Raw genomic sequence first — 14,071 nt, 5'->3', positions numbered from 1 at the left:
GCCGGAGCCCCCGTCAGCCCACCACCGTCCAGGTGTCCTTGCCGGTGAGCAGCTGGGACAGGTCGCCCTTGCCCTGCTGCTCGACGGCCTTCTCCAACTGCTCGGCCATCAGGGTGTCGTACACCGGTCGCTCCACCGACCGGAACACCCCGATGGGCGTCTGGTGCAGCGTGTCCGGGTCGGCGAGCCGGGACAGGGCGAAGGCGGTGGTCGGCGACGCGGAGTGGGCGTCGTGGACGAGCACCTGGGCCTCGTTCGCGGGGGTGACCGTGACGACCTTGAGGTCGCCGGTGGCCGGGTCGCGGACGACGCCCTTGTCGGACGCGGCGCCGAAGCGGATCGGCTGCCCGTGCTCCAGGCGGATGACCGCCTCCTTCGCCTGGTCGTTGTCCTTCAGGACCTCGAAGGCGCCGTCGTTGAAGATGTTGCAGTTCTGGTAGATCTCCACCAGTGCCGTGCCGTTGTGCTCGGAGGCCTGCCGGAGCACCTCCGTGAGGTGCTTGCGGTCGGAGTCGACCGTCCGGGCCACGAAGCTCGCCTCGGCGCCGAGCGCCAGCGACACCGGGTTGAAGGGGGCGTCGAGCGATCCCATCGGGGTCGACTTGGTGATCTTGCCGACCTCGGAGGTGGGGCTGTACTGGCCCTTGGTGAGCCCGTAGATCCGGTTGTTGAAGAGCAGGATCTTCAGGTTGACGTTGCGGCGCAGGGCGTGGATGAGGTGGTTGCCGCCGATGGACAGCGCGTCGCCGTCCCCGGTGACGACCCAGACGGACAGGTCGCGGCGCGAGGTGGCGAGACCGGTGGCGATGGCCGGGGCGCGTCCGTGGATCGAGTGCATCCCGTAGGTGTTCATGTAGTACGGGAAGCGGGAGGAGCAGCCGATGCCGGAGACGAAGACGATGTTCTCCTTCGCCAGTCCGAGTTCGGGCATGAATCCCTGCACGGCGGCGAGGACCGCGTAGTCACCGCAGCCGGGACACCAGCGGACCTCCTGGTCCGACTTGAAGTCCTTCATCGACTGCGCGGCCTCGGCCTTGGGCACCAGGTGCAGCAGGGGCTCAGGCATCGATGGCCTCCTTGAGAACGGCGGCGAGCTGCTCGGCCTTGAACGGCATTCCGTTGACCTGGGTGTGGCTCCGGGCGTCGACGAGGTACCGGGCCCGGAGGAGGGTGGCGAGCTGGCCCAGGTTCATCTCGGGGACCACCACCTTCTCGTAGCGCGCGAGGACCTCGCCGAGGTTCTTCGGGAAGGGGTTGAGGTGGCGCAGATGGGCCTGGGCGACGGGGTGGCCGGCCGCCCGCAGCCGGCGTACGGCGGCGGTGATCGGTCCGTAGGTGGAGCCCCAGCCGAGCACGAGGGTCGTCGCGCCGTCCGGGTCGTCGACCTCGACGTCGGGCACCTCGATGCCGTCGATCTTGGCCTGCCGGACCCGGACCATGAAGTCGTGGTTGGCGGGGTCGTACGAGATGTTGCCGGTGCCGTCCTGCTTCTCGATGCCGCCGATGCGGTGTTCGAGGCCGGGGGTGCCGGGCAGGGCCCAGGGCCGGGCGAGGGTCTCGGGGTCGCGCTTGTACGGCCAGAAGACCTCGGTGCCGTCGGCCAGGGTGTGGTTCGGGCCGGTGGCGAACGTGGTCGTCAGGTCCGGGAGTTCGTCGACCTCGGGGATCCGCCAGGGCTCGGAGCCGTTGGCGAGGTAGCCGTCGGAGAGCAGCAGGACCGGGGTGCGGTAGGTGAGCGCGATCCGGGCCGCGTCGAGCGCCGCGGCGAAGCAGTCGGCGGGCGTGCGCGGCGCGACGATCGGCACGGGGGCCTCGCCGTTGCGCCCGTACATGGCCTGCAGCAGGTCGGCCTGCTCGGTCTTGGTGGGCAGACCGGTGGACGGGCCGCCGCGCTGGATGTCGACGATGAGCAGCGGCAGTTCGAGGGAGACGGCGAGTCCGATGGTCTCGGACTTGAGCGCGACGCCCGGGCCGGAGGTCGTCGTCACGGCGAGCGAGCCGCCGAAGGCGGCGCCCAGCGCGGCGCCGATGCCGGCGATCTCGTCCTCGGCCTGGAAGGTGCGCACGCCGAAGTTCTTGTGCCTGCTCAGCTCGTGCAGGATGTCCGAGGCCGGGGTGATCGGGTACGAGCCGAGGTAGAGCGGCAGGTCCGCCTGGCGGGAGGCGGCGATCAGGCCGTACGAGAGGGCCAGGTTCCCGGAGATGTTGCGGTACGTGCCGGTCGGGAAGGCCCGGGTCGCCGGGGCGACCTCGTAGGAGACGGCGAAGTCCTCGGTGGTCTCGCCGAAGTTCCAGCCGGCCCGGAAGGCGGCCACGTTCGCCTCGGCGATCTGCGGCTTCTTCGCGAACTTCTGGCGCAGGAAGGTCTCGGTGCCTTCGGTGGGCCGGTGGTACATCCAGGACAGCAGTCCGAGCGCGAACATGTTCTTGCTGCGCTCGGCCTCCTTCCTGGACAGGCCGAAGTCCTTCAGGGCCTCGACCGTGAGCGTCGTCAGCGGCACCGGATGCACGTGGTACCCGGCTAGCGAGCCGTCCTCCAGGGGGGAGGTCTCGTAGCCCACCTTGGCCATGGCGCGCTTGGCGAACTCGTCCGTGTTGACGATGATCTCGCCGCCGCGCGGCACGTCCCCGATGTTCGCCTTCAGCGCGGCCGGGTTCATCGCGACCAGCACGTTCGGGGCGTCGCCCGGGGTCAGGATGTCGTGGTCGGCGAAGTGGAGCTGGAACGAGGACACGCCCGGCAGGGTGCCGGCGGGCGCCCGGATCTCCGCCGGGAAGTTCGGCAGCGTCGACAGGTCGTTCCCGAAGGACGCCGTCTCCGACGTGAACCGGTCACCTGTGAGCTGCATGCCGTCACCGGAGTCGCCCGCGAAGCGGATGATCACCCGGTCGAGCCGGCGGACTTCCTTGGCGGAACCGTGGTCGGCCGTCGCCGGGGCGCTGCGCTGCTCCCCGACCAGGGCCTCACCGGCCTCGCTACTGACCTGGCTGGTCACTGAACTGGACCTCCCTCGCGGCAAGGGTCTCTCCGACGGGGCTGGCACCTGCGGAGAGGCTCGGGAGACGACCGGCGTACCGGCCGTCCCGTGGCCCACCCTACGTCCGTGAGGTGGGCCGTCCCGGGACTTCTCGCATCGTGGACCCCGTTTTGAGACGCCCAAGACGCCCTTTTATTGTCAATTGTCGCTCTCTGTGAACCCCCGCGTCCAGCCGGGGGTGACGCACCGCTCATTCTCGGTCACGGAGCGGGGTTTCTCCTGCGCTCCGCGACCCACGTCGGCCGAAACTGTCTGACAGGGTGTCAGTTCATCAGGAATTGAGGTAGGTGAGCACCGCCAGGACGCGGCGGTGATCCCCGTCACTGGGCGACAGGCCCAGCTTCAGGAAGATGTTGCTGATGTGCTTCTCCACCGCGCCGTCGCTCACCACGAGCTGCTTCGCGATGGCGGAATTCGTACGCCCCTCGGCCATCAGCCCCAGGACCTCGCGCTCGCGCGGCGTCAGCCCCGCGAGCACGTCCTGCTTGCGGCTCCGGCCCAGCAGCTGCGCCACCACCTCCGGATCCAGCGCCGTACCGCCGTGCGCCACCCGCACGACCGCGTCCACGAACTCCCGGACCTCGGCGACCCGGTCCTTCAGCAGATACCCGACGCCCGTGCTGGACCCGGCCAGCAGCTCGGTGGCGTACTGCTCCTCCACGTACTGCGACAGCACCAGCACCCCGATCCCGGGATGCTCCTTCCGCAGTCGCACCGCGGCCCGGACCCCCTCGTCGGTGTGCGTGGGAGGCATCCGTACGTCCGCCACGACCACGTCCGGCAGGGCGCCCTCGCCCGCGAGATCGGACACGGTCTTCACCAGCGCCTCACCGTCGCCGACGCCGGCGACCACCTCGTGCCCGAGGTCGGTGAGCAGACGGGTCAGACCCTCGCGCAGCAGCACCGAGTCCTCGGCGATGACCACTCGCACTCCCCCCGGGGCCGTACCCCCGGGGGACCCCCTGTCCGTCCCCAAGTCCGTCACGTCCCTGCCTCTCTGATCGAGCTGAGCGGTCCCCAGCATCGCAGCAGAAAGGACGCCGTGGGCGGCAGAGGGGTTCAACTGGGCCAGAGGTCCCGGTCGGTAGGGGGCGCGGAGGCGGGCAGGGCGCCTCCGGGTCACACCCGCCAGGGCAGCTCCGCCGTGACCGTCGTCGGGCCGCCGGACGGGGAGTCGACCGCCAGGACACCGTCGACGGCGTCGAGGCGGTCCGCCAGCCCCGCGAGGCCCCGCCCGGCCGCCGGGTCCGCGCCGCCCACGCCGTCGTCCCGGACCTGGAGCATCAGACGGTCGTCCGTCCGCCACACGTCCACCCAGGCCCGGCGGGCCTTCGCGTGCTTGGAGACGTTCTGGAGCAGCTCGGAGACCGTGAAGTACGCGATGCCCTCGATGGCCGCCGTCGGCCGGGCCGGCAGGTCCACGACCACCGAGACCGGCACGGTGCAGCGGGCGGACACCGCCGACAGGGCGGCGTCGAGGCCGCGGTCGGTGAGGACGGCCGGATGGATGCCGCGGGCCAGGTCGCGCAGCTCCTGCAGGGCGAGCTTCACCTCGCCGTGCGCCTCGTCCACCATGGTCGCCGCGGCCTGCGGATCCGTCGCCAGCCGGTCCTTCGCCAGGCCCAGGTCCATGGCGAGCGCCACGAGCCGCGCCTGCGCGCCGTCGTGCAGGTCGCGCTCGATGCGCCGCAGGTCGGCGGCCGCGGTGTCCACGACCACGCCCCGGTCCGACTCCAGCTCCGTCACGCGCGAGGCCAGCCGCGACGGCCCCAGCAGCCCCGACACCATCAGCCGGTCGACCGCGACCAGTCCGCGCAGGACCCACGGCCCGACGAGGACGAACACCAGGCCCACCGCCGAGGTGAACGCGACCTCGAACGTCGAGTCCAGGTAGACGCTGTGGGTGTCGTCGCCGTACAGCTGGAGCCCGGCCTGCCCGGCGTACATCGGGAAGACCCACTGCCACAGCGGGTACGTGAACAGGCTCCAGCCCCACCCCCAGAGCGCGACGGCCAGGGAGAAGGAGAACACCGCCCACGGCATGTGCAGCAGGGCGTACAGCAGATGCCGCCAGGACGCCCCGCTCTTCAGCGTCGCCCCCATCCACGGCAGCGCCCCGCCGGTCCGCCCCCGGGCCGGCAGCGGCGCCGCCACGTCCAGCCCGAGCATGCCGCGCGCCCGGGCCCGCTCCACCGCGCCGAACCCCCGGCACAGCGCGAGCGCGCCCGCCAGCACCGGGATGCCGAGGAAGGTGACGAGCAGTCCGGCACCGGCCGACACCAGGGCGACGGCGAAGGAGAAGTACACGACGCTCAGCGGCAGACCGGTCAGGACGTAGCCGAGCTCGCGCCAGGTGCGTCCTTCGATCGGCGCGCGGACGGCGGCGGGGAGGCGGTGGAAGGCCATCGGGGGTCCGTTTCTGCGGCGGTGGTGGTGGTCGCTTCCACCCTCCCGGTCGGGGAGGGGGCCGGACCATGAGGCGAGTGGGCGTCTGCGGAGGGGGGATTTCCCTACCGACGCCGAGGGGAGCGCCCGCCGACGGGGCGGGCGGGCGCCATCGGCCGGGCGGCCGGGCGGCCGGGCGGGCGCGGTCGGCAGCTCCCGGTGGGGCGCCGCCGGTCGCGCCCCGTGGGGTCGGTCGCGCCCGGTGGGGTCGACCGCACCCGGCCGTTCGCCGCCGGCCCGGTGGGGCGCGGCGGCGGGTGCCCGGTCAGGGGCGGGGCGGGCGGGCGGCGCCGGGGGTGCGGTCGCGCCAGGGCAGTTCGGCCGTGACCACGGTCGGCCCGCCCTCCGGGGAGTCCACGACGAAGACGCCGTCGACCGCGCCGAGCCGCTCCGCGAGGCCCGCCATGCCCGTACCGCCGCCGTCGACGCGGGCGCCGCCCACCCCGTCGTCCCCGATCCGGAGCATGAGGCGGTCCTCCGCCCGCCACACCTCCACCGAGGCGGAACGGGCGCGGGAGTGCTTCGAGACGTTCTGGAGCAGCTCCGAGACGGTGAAGTACGCGATGCCCTCGATGGCCTCGGCGGGCCGCTCGGCCAGGTCCACCGAGACCTTCACGGGCACGGTGCAGCGGGCGGACACCGCCGACAGGGCGGCGTCGAGGCCGCGGTCGGTGAGGACGGCCGGATGGATGCCGCGGGCCAGGTCGCGCAGCTCCTGCAGGGCGAGCTTCACCTCGCCGTGCGCCTCGCCGACCATGGCCGCCGCGGCCTCCGGGTCGTCGAGCAGCTTCTCCTTCGCGAGCCCGAGCCCCATGGCGAGCGCCACGAGCCGCGCCTGCGCGCCGTCGTGCAGGTCGCGCTCGATGCGCCGCAGGTCGGCGGCCGCGGTGTCCACGACCACGCCCCGGTCCGACTCCAGCTCGGCGATCCGCCGCTCCAGCTCGTCGGAGGGCGAGAGCAGCCCGCGCACCATGGCCCGGTCGGCGTTGCCGAGCCCGCGGGCGATGAACGGCAGCACCGGCCACAGCACGATCAGCGACACCAGCGTCAGCGTGAAGGTCAGCACCCCCCACGGCAGCCGCACGAACCCGTACAGCTGGCTGCGCCACGCCACCGGGTCCTTCAGCTGCGCCCACAGCCAGGCGAAGAACCCGTGCCGCCGCGGCAGCCGGCTCGGCTCGTCCACGCGCACCCCGAGCAGTCCCCGCGCCCGGGCCCGCTCCGCCCGCGCCATGCCGCGCGCCCCGGCGAGCCCCAGGGCGAGCAGCGGCAGGCCGATGACGGTGACGGCCAGGCCGACGCCGAGCGCGACGGTCACGACGGCGTAGAGGAAACCGGCGAGCGCGCACGGCAGATCGGCCAGGAGGTGGGCGACCTCCTTCCAGGTGTGCCGGCCGTAGGCGAGGCGTGCGGGCGGCGGCGGGGTGTCGGTGTGGTCGCTCATGGGCGCAAGCCTGCCGGGCGGGGCCCCCGGGACGCCATGGGGAAGGTGGGTGAGGCGCCGGGGGGATAACCCCACCGGGCGGTGTCCCTCACCTCACCCGCGACTGCTTACACCCCCTTTAACAGGGCCTAGACTCGCGTGCGTAAGCGACGTGAAAGATGAGACACCGAGACCGAGGGGCGGACGTGCGGGAACCGACCGTTGTCGCGGCGGACCAAGCGGCGGGTCACGCGGCGGACTATTTCCAGACGTACTCCGTCGTCGGACTGCTCGCCGTCCTCGGCGTGCTCTTCGTGGCGGTCGCGTTCGGTGCGGCCAGGCTGCTGCGGCCCGTCGTGCCGACCCCGGAGAAGCTCCTCACCTACGAGTGCGGTGTCGACCCGGTCGGGGAGGGCTGGGCCCACACGCAGGTCCGCTACTACGTGTACGCCTTCCTCTACGTGATCTTCGCCGTCGACTCGATCTTCCTCTTCCCCTGGGCGACGGTCTTCGCCGCTCCGGGCTTCGGGGCGACGACGCTGGTCGAGATGTTCGTCTTCCTCGGCTTCCTCGCCGTGGGACTGCTCTACGCGTACAGGAAGGGCGTTCTGGCATGGACGTAACACCCCTGCCGGCCCCGAAGCTGGGCCCGCTCGCCCGCCTGGCCCCCGAGCCGATGAAGGTGGTCCTGAACTGGGGCCGCCGCTACAGCCTGTGGGTCTTCAACTTCGGCCTCGCCTGCTGCGCGATCGAGTTCATCGCCGCGTCGATGGCCCGCCACGACTTCATCCGGCTCGGCGTGATCCCCTTCGCGCCAGGCCCGCGCCAGGCCGACCTGATGATCGTCTCCGGCACGGTGACGGACAAGATGGCACCGGCCGTGAAGCGCCTCTACGAGCAGATGCCCGAGCCGAAGTACGTCATCTCCTTCGGCGCCTGCTCGAACTGCGGCGGCCCGTACTGGGACTCGTACTCGGTGACGAAGGGCGTCGACCAGATCATCCCGGTCGACGTCTACGTCCCCGGCTGCCCGCCGCGCCCGGAAGCCCTGCTCCAGGGCATCCTCAAGCTCCAGGAGAAGATCGCCGCGGAGAGCCTGGGCGAGCGCTACGGCGCCGGGGACCCGTCCGTGGCGCAGCTGACCAGCGGTCTCGTCGAGCCCCCGAAGCCGGCGGGAGGCGACGTCCGGTGAACGACCACGGCACGAACGCCTACGACACGCTCCCGGACTCCGTCACGGAGGTCTTCGGCGAGGAGGCGACCGCGGAGCAGGCGTACGACCTGCTGACCGTCGACGTCCCGACCGCGTCCTGGATCGCCGCGCTGGAGATCGCCCGGGACAAGCTCGGGCTCACGTACTTCGACTGGCTGAGCGCCGTCGACGAGCCCGGCACCGGTTTCCGCGTCTGCGCGCACGTGGCGTCGGTGGACCGGGGCAACGTGCGCCGCCTCCTGCTCCGCACGACCGTCCCGCACGCGGCCGCGACCCTGCCGTCGGCGGTCGCGGTGTACGCGGGCGCCGCGTGGCACGAGCGCGAGACGTACGAGATGTTCGGCGTGACCTTCACGGACCACCCGCACCTGGTGCACCTCCTCCTCCCGGAGAACTTCGAGGGCCACCCGCTGCGCAAGGACTTCGTCCTCGCCGCCCGCGTGGCCAAGGCCTGGCCCGGCGCGAAGGAGCCGGGGGAGTCGCACGACCCCCACGCCCCGAAGCGCCGCCAGATGCTCCCGCCGGGCGTCCCCGACCCGAACGAATGGGGCCCGATGAAGGGCCGGCTCCCCGCCGCCCCCGCCCGCCCCGCCCGGGCCGCCGCCGGCGACCGCCCGGTCCGCCGCGCCCGCACGGCGGCCGAGGGCTCGGCCGCCCAGACGGACCCGCCCGCCCCGGTGCGCCGCGCCCGCACGGCGGCGGAGGGTTCGGCGAGCCAGGCTCCGGCGGATCCGTCCGCTCCGGTGCGCCGCGCCCGCACGGCGGCGGAGGGTTCGGCGAGTCAGGCTCCGGCGGATCCGTCCGCTCCGGTGCGCCGGGCGCGTACGGCGGCGGAGGGTTCGGCGAGCCGGCGCAGGGACTCCGCGACGGAGCCGGGCGCCACCGACGCCTCCGCGCCCCCCGTCGCTCCCGGGACCGCGGGCGCGCCCGCACCCGCCGCCGGTCCGCGGCGCAGCCGCAGCGCGAGTGCCGGTTCGGCGAGCCAGCGCGAGGGCGCGGCCGCCGCGGCGCCGCAGACGCCCGCCCCCGCACCGCGTACCCGCAGCTCGGACGCCCCGTGGCACCACGCCCGCCCGGCGTTCGACGAGGAGTCCACGGCGCCCCAGGCCCCGCCCGCGGGGGCCACGGAGGCCGCCGAGACCGCCGAGGCCGCCGAGACCGCGGAGGCACCGGCTTCCGAGGCACCGGCTTCCGAGCCGCCGGCCTCCGAGGCCGACGGCACCGGCCCGGGCACCCCGGCAGCGCCGGACACCCCGCCCGCGAAGGGCGACACCGACGCCGACGGGCAGCCCGCGCAGGGCGGAGCCGACACCGACGCCCCGCCCGCGCAGGGCGACCGTCCCGGCCGGCCCCCCACCGAGTCCGAGTCCACCGAGTCCGAGTCCACCGAGTCCGAGTCCACCCACCCCACCGACCCCGCCGGAGGCGATCCCGCGTGAACGACGTACTCGACGTCGCCCTCCGGCTGGTCGTCGTCTTCGTGTGCTTCCTCGTGCTCCCGCTCGTCGTCGGGCAGACCGAGCACAAGGTCATGGCGCACATGCAGGGCCGGCTCGGGCCCATGTACGCCGGTGGTTTCCACGGGTGGGCGCAGCTCGTCGCGGACGGGGTGAAGTTCGTACAGAAGGAGGACGTCGTACCGAAGGACGCCGACCGGCGGGTGTTCCAGCTCGCGCCCGCCGTCGCGCTCCTGCCGTACCTCCTCGTCCTCCTCGCCATCCCCGTCGGCCCCGGTGAGGGCGCCGTCGGGCAGGTCGTCGACGCCGGCGTGTTCTTCGTGCTCGCCGTGATGGGCGTCGGCGTGCTCGGCTCGCTCATGGCCGGCTGGGCGTCCGCCAACAAGTTCTCGCTGCTCGGCGCGCTCCGTACGGCCGCCCAGCTCCTCGCGTACGAGCTGCCGATGCTGCTCGCCGCCGCGTCCGTCGCGATGGCCGCCGGCACCGTCTCGATCCCCGGCATCCTCGACGCCTTCGCGTGGTGGTGGGTGCCCTGGCAGATCGTCGGCGCGCTGGTCTTCTTCGTCGCCGGGCTCGCCGAGCTCCAGCGGCCGCCGTTCGACATGCCCGTCGCCGACTCGGAGATCATCTTCGGCGCGTACACCGAGTACACCGGTCTCCGCTTCGCGCTGTTCCTGCTCGCCGAGTACGCCGGCATCGTCGTCCTCTGCGGCCTCACCACCGTCCTCTTCCTCGGCGGCTGGCACGGCCCCTTCGGCGCCGACGGCCTCGGCTGGGTCTGGACCCTGCTCAAGGTCGCCGTCCTCGCCTTCGTCGTGATCTGGCTCCGGGTGAGCTACCCGCGCCTGCGCGAGGACCAGCTGCAGAAGCTGGCCTGGACGGCCCTCGTCCCGCTCGCCCTCGCGCAGATCGCGCTCACCGGCATCGTGAAGGTGGCGATCCAGTAACCATGGCTCCCCCGATCCCCGGCTCCGGCCTCGCCAAGGGCCTCGCCGTCACCCTCCGCACGATGACCCGCAAGAGCGTCACCGCGCAGTACCCCGAGGCCCAGCCCGAGCTGCCGCCCCGCACCCGCGGGGTCATCGGGCTGTTCGAGGAGAACTGCACGGTCTGCATGCTGTGCGCCCGCGAGTGCCCCGACTGGTGCATCTACATCGACTCCCACAAGGAGACGGTCCCGCCGGCCGCCCCCGGCGGCCGCGAGCGCAGCCGGAACGTCCTCGACCGCTTCGCGATCGACTTCTCGCTCTGCATGTACTGCGGCATCTGCATCGAGGTGTGCCCCTTCGACGCCCTCTTCTGGTCGCCGGAGTTCGAGTACGCCGAGACCGACATCCACGAGCTCACCCACGAGCGCGACAAGCTCCGCGAGTGGATGTGGACCGTGCCGGAGCCGCCCGCGCTCGACCCGCGCGCGGAGGAGCCGAAGGAGTTCGCCGCGGCCCGCAAGGCGGCCGAGAAGGCCGCCGCCCAGGCCGCCCTGGAGCAGGCCGCCCAGCAGCCCACCACCGGGGAAGGGGGCTCGCAGCAGTGATCCTCGCCGCTCAGCTCGCCGCCCCGGACGGCCACGGCTTCCTCTCGCCCACGGGCGTCGAGATCGCCTTCCTCCTGGTCGGCCTGGTCACCCTCGGCGCCGCCCTCGTCAGCGTCACCACCAGGCAGCTCGTGCACGCCGCCCTCTGGCTGGTGGTCGCGCTCGGCGGCCTCGCCGTCGAGTACCTCCTCCTCACCGCCGAGTTCATCGCCTGGGTCCAGGTGCTGATCTACGTCGGCTCGGTCGTCGTCCTCCTCCTCTTCGGCCTCATGCTCACCAGGGCCCCGATCGGCCGCTCCCCGGACTCCGACTCGGGCAACCGGCCGGTCGCCCTCGCCGTCGCGGCGGCCGCCGCGACGGCCCTGGTCTGGGTGGTCGTGGACGCGTTCCGCACCACCTGGATCGACCTCGACGGGCCCGCCCAGGGCTCCACCGAGGTGTCCGGCGAGATCCTCTTCCGGCACTGGGTGCTGCCCTTCGAGGCGCTGTCCGTGCTGCTGCTCGCCGCCCTGGTCGGCGCGATCGTGCTGTCCCGCAAGAAGGCCCCCGAGGACGCGGAGGAGACGCGCTGATGCACCTCGCCTACCCCGCCGTCCTCGCCGCGCTCCTCTTCTCCGTCGGCCTGTACGGCGTCCTCGCCCGCCGCAACGCGATCCTCGTCCTGATGTCCGTCGAGCTCATGCTCAACGCCGTCAACCTGAACCTGGTCGCCTTCGACGTCTGGCTCCGCGACACCCTGCACGCCGGCCAGGCGCTCACCCTCTTCACCATCGCCATCGCCGCCGCGGAGATCGGCATCGGTCTCGCGATCGTCCTGATGGTCCACCGCAACCGCGGCACCTCGGACGTCGACCGCCTCCGCGACACCAAGGAAGCGCCCGCCGCGGACGAGACGCCCGCGGACGGGCCGTCCGCCGACGAGAAGGCCGAGGCCACCGCGTGACCACGACGACCCTCGCCGTCCTCGTCCCCCTCCTCCCCTTCCTCGGCTCCGCCGCCGGCCTGCTCCTCGGCCGGACCGCGCCCGGCTTCGTGCGCCCGCTCGCCGTGCTGCCCACCCTCGCCGCGGCCGTACTGGCCGCGGTCGTGGCCTCCCGGCAGGGCGGCGGGACGGCGATCGACGCCTCCACCCAGCTCACCCCGACCGGCTCGGTCCCGATCGACCTGGCCCTGCACATCGACGGCTTCGCCGCCCTCGTCGCGGTCCTGGTCGGCGTGGTCGCCACCTGCGTGCAGGTCTACTCGACGGGCTACCTGCGCCACGACCCGCGCTACCCCTCCTACGCCGCGCTGGTCTCCCTCTTCACCGCCGCGATGCTGCTGGTCGTCTACTCCGGCGACCTGATGGTGCTCCTGGTCGGCTGGGAGATCATGGGCATCTGCTCGTACTTCCTGGTCGGGCACTACTGGGAGACCCCCGAGGCCCGCTCGGCCTCCCTCAAGGCCTTCCTCGTCACCAAGCTCGGTGACGTGCCCTTCCTGATCGGCCTCTTCGCGCTGGCCACCGACGCGGGCACCTTCCGGATCACCGGCGTCCTCGGCGCCGTCGCGAGCGGCGGCCTCGACCACCCCACCCTGGTGGCGCTGCTCCTGCTCGCCGGTGTGGCCGGCAAGTCCGCGCAGTTCCCGCTGCACACCTGGCTCCCCGACGCGATGGCCGGCCCGACCCCGGTCTCCGCGCTCATCCACGCCGCGACGATGGTCGCCGCCGGCATCTACTTCGTGGCCCGGCTGCTGCCCGTCTTCACCGCCTCCGCCGCCGCCCTGACCGTGCTCGCCGTGATGGCGGGCGTCACCATGGTCGGCTCCGGTCTCGCCGCGCTCGCCCAGGACGACATCAAGCGGGTCCTCGCCTACTCGACGATCGGGCAGCTCGGCTACATGGCCGGCGCCCTCGCCGTCGGCGACCGCGGGGCCGCCGTCTTCCACCTCATGTCGCACGGCGCCTTCAAGGCGCTGCTGTTCCTCGCCGCCGGCGCGGTCATCCACGCCGCCGGCACCAACTCGCTCTCGGCCATGTCCCGCATGAGCGGACTGACCAGGCGCGTCCCGGACGCCTACTGGACGATGACCGTCGGCCTGCTCGCGCTCGCCGCGATCCCGCCCTTCGCCGGCTTCTTCTCCAAGGAGGCCGTCCTCGTCGCCGCCGAGCACACCGCGACCGGCGAGCGGACCCTGGCGCCCGCCGGGGCCGGCTGGATCGTGCTCGTCGCCGGACTGCTGACCGCGCTGCTCACCGCCGCGTACGCGATGCGCCTGTGGCTGCTCGCCTTCCGCGGCCGCGGGGCCGAGGCACCCGACCACGGGCGCCAGCCGATCGCCATGACCACCGTCCTGTGGGTCCTCGCGATCCCCTCGCTCGGCTTCGGCCTGAGCGCGGCCTACCTCGACGACTGGTTCGACGGGCACCCGCTGACCCCGACCCTCACCACGGCCGTCCTCGGCACGGGCCTCGCCGTCGTCGGCGCCGCCGTCACGTACGCGGTCCGCCGCTCGCTCACCGCGAAGCTCGCCGCCCCCGCCCCCCTGCCGGCCGAGCCGGCCGCCGCCGGGGCCGTCACCGCCCCGGCCCCGCACGTCGCCCACCCCGACGCCGAGGCCGGGCAGGTCGAGGCCGAGGCACTGGACCTGCCGCACCCGGCCGCGGACCCGGCCGACCCGGGCCGCGCCCTGCTGGGCCCGCTGCACCGGCCCGCGGCCGCCGGCTTCCACCTCGACGCCGTCTACCGCGCCGCGTTCGTCCGCCCCGTACTCGCCGCCGCCTCCCTGGTCCAGTTCCTGGACCGCGAGGTCGTCGACACCTACGTACGCGGCGCGGGCGCCGGCGCCAGGGGCCTCGGCCGGCTCGTCCGCCGCGCCCAGACCGGCAACGTGCAGACGTACCTCAGCGCGCTGCTCGCCGGCTCCGTCGTCCTGGCGATCGTCGCCGTCGTCCTCGCCAACGCCGCCGCCGGAGCGTGA

13 protein-coding genes are annotated in these 14,071 nt (G+C 73.3%); 8 read left to right on the top strand and 5 right to left on the bottom strand.

Going from position 1 to position 14,071, the window contains the following annotated elements:
• Positions 1 to 13: 13 nt before the first annotated feature.
• The 5 genes from ACGF1Z_RS18060 to ACGF1Z_RS18040 form a co-directional block, all read right to left on the bottom strand.
• Positions 14 to 1,066 (bottom strand): 2-oxoacid:ferredoxin oxidoreductase subunit beta, encoded by a 1,053-nt coding sequence (locus ACGF1Z_RS18060; RefSeq protein WP_393004957.1) that lies wholly within the window; start codon positions 1,064 to 1,066, stop codon positions 14 to 16.
• A complete protein-coding gene (locus tag ACGF1Z_RS18055; protein ID WP_393004955.1) occupies positions 1,059 to 2,996 on the bottom strand; it encodes a 2-oxoacid:acceptor oxidoreductase subunit alpha in 1,938 nt (645 codons plus the stop codon). Before ACGF1Z_RS18055 ends, ACGF1Z_RS18060 begins: the two co-directional genes overlap by 8 nt.
• Before the next feature lie 313 nt (positions 2,997 to 3,309).
• The gene (locus ACGF1Z_RS18050) at positions 3,310 to 3,969 is read right to left on the bottom strand and encodes a LuxR C-terminal-related transcriptional regulator (protein WP_393004953.1); all 660 of its coding nucleotides are present in this window, start codon (positions 3,967 to 3,969) and stop codon (positions 3,310 to 3,312) included.
• A 188-nt stretch (positions 3,970 to 4,157) separates the two neighbouring features.
• The gene (locus tag ACGF1Z_RS18045) at positions 4,158 to 5,444 is read right to left on the bottom strand and encodes a sensor histidine kinase (RefSeq protein ID WP_393004951.1); all 1,287 of its coding nucleotides are present in this window, start codon (positions 5,442 to 5,444) and stop codon (positions 4,158 to 4,160) included.
• 304 nt (positions 5,445 to 5,748) lie between these two features.
• On the bottom strand, positions 5,749 to 6,927 hold the full coding sequence (locus ACGF1Z_RS18040; protein ID WP_393004949.1) for a sensor histidine kinase: 1,179 nt from the start codon (positions 6,925 to 6,927) through the stop codon (positions 5,749 to 5,751).
• 158 nt (positions 6,928 to 7,085) lie between these two features.
• On the opposite strand from ACGF1Z_RS18040, the gene ACGF1Z_RS18035 reads away from it, so the two are divergent.
• Genes ACGF1Z_RS18035 through ACGF1Z_RS18000 form a run of 8 tightly spaced genes read left to right on the top strand, consistent with a single transcriptional unit; the run spans position 7,086 to position 14,071 of the window.
• Positions 7,086 to 7,529 (top strand): NADH-quinone oxidoreductase subunit A, encoded by a 444-nt coding sequence (locus ACGF1Z_RS18035; RefSeq protein ID WP_393004947.1) that lies wholly within the window; start codon positions 7,086 to 7,088, stop codon positions 7,527 to 7,529.
• Entirely contained in the window at positions 7,520 to 8,098 is a 579-nt protein-coding gene (locus tag ACGF1Z_RS18030) for an NADH-quinone oxidoreductase subunit B (RefSeq protein WP_393004945.1), read from the top strand. Before ACGF1Z_RS18035 ends, ACGF1Z_RS18030 begins: the two co-directional genes overlap by 10 nt.
• The gene (locus tag ACGF1Z_RS18025) at positions 8,095 to 9,558 is read left to right on the top strand and encodes an NADH-quinone oxidoreductase subunit C (RefSeq protein ID WP_393004943.1); all 1,464 of its coding nucleotides are present in this window, start codon (positions 8,095 to 8,097) and stop codon (positions 9,556 to 9,558) included. The genes ACGF1Z_RS18030 and ACGF1Z_RS18025 overlap by 4 nt, the downstream gene beginning before the upstream one ends.
• Positions 9,555 to 10,523 (top strand): NADH-quinone oxidoreductase subunit H, encoded by a 969-nt coding sequence (locus ACGF1Z_RS18020; protein ID WP_393004941.1) that lies wholly within the window; start codon positions 9,555 to 9,557, stop codon positions 10,521 to 10,523. Before ACGF1Z_RS18025 ends, ACGF1Z_RS18020 begins: the two co-directional genes overlap by 4 nt.
• 2 nt (positions 10,524 to 10,525) lie before the next feature.
• Complete coding sequence (locus ACGF1Z_RS18015; RefSeq protein WP_393004939.1) at positions 10,526 to 11,110, top strand: NuoI/complex I 23 kDa subunit family protein; 585 nt, start codon at positions 10,526 to 10,528, stop codon at positions 11,108 to 11,110.
• A complete protein-coding gene (locus ACGF1Z_RS18010; protein ID WP_393005654.1) occupies positions 11,110 to 11,682 on the top strand; it encodes an NADH-quinone oxidoreductase subunit J in 573 nt (190 codons plus the stop codon). Before ACGF1Z_RS18015 ends, ACGF1Z_RS18010 begins: the two co-directional genes overlap by 1 nt.
• Positions 11,682 to 12,053, top strand: coding sequence for an NADH-quinone oxidoreductase subunit NuoK (nuoK, locus tag ACGF1Z_RS18005; RefSeq protein WP_393004937.1), 372 nt, complete (start codon positions 11,682 to 11,684; stop codon positions 12,051 to 12,053). The genes ACGF1Z_RS18010 and nuoK overlap by 1 nt, the downstream gene beginning before the upstream one ends.
• Complete coding sequence (locus ACGF1Z_RS18000) at positions 12,050 to 14,071, top strand: NADH-quinone oxidoreductase subunit L (RefSeq protein WP_393004935.1); 2,022 nt, start codon at positions 12,050 to 12,052, stop codon at positions 14,069 to 14,071. Before nuoK ends, ACGF1Z_RS18000 begins: the two co-directional genes overlap by 4 nt.

The sequence above is a fragment of the Streptomyces sp. NPDC048018 genome, from assembly GCF_043202995.1.
GTDB lineage: Bacteria > Actinomycetota > Actinomycetes > Streptomycetales > Streptomycetaceae > Streptomyces.
The sequence above is the reverse complement of the archived record's forward strand: the minus strand, read 5'-3'. Positions and strand labels throughout refer to the sequence as shown.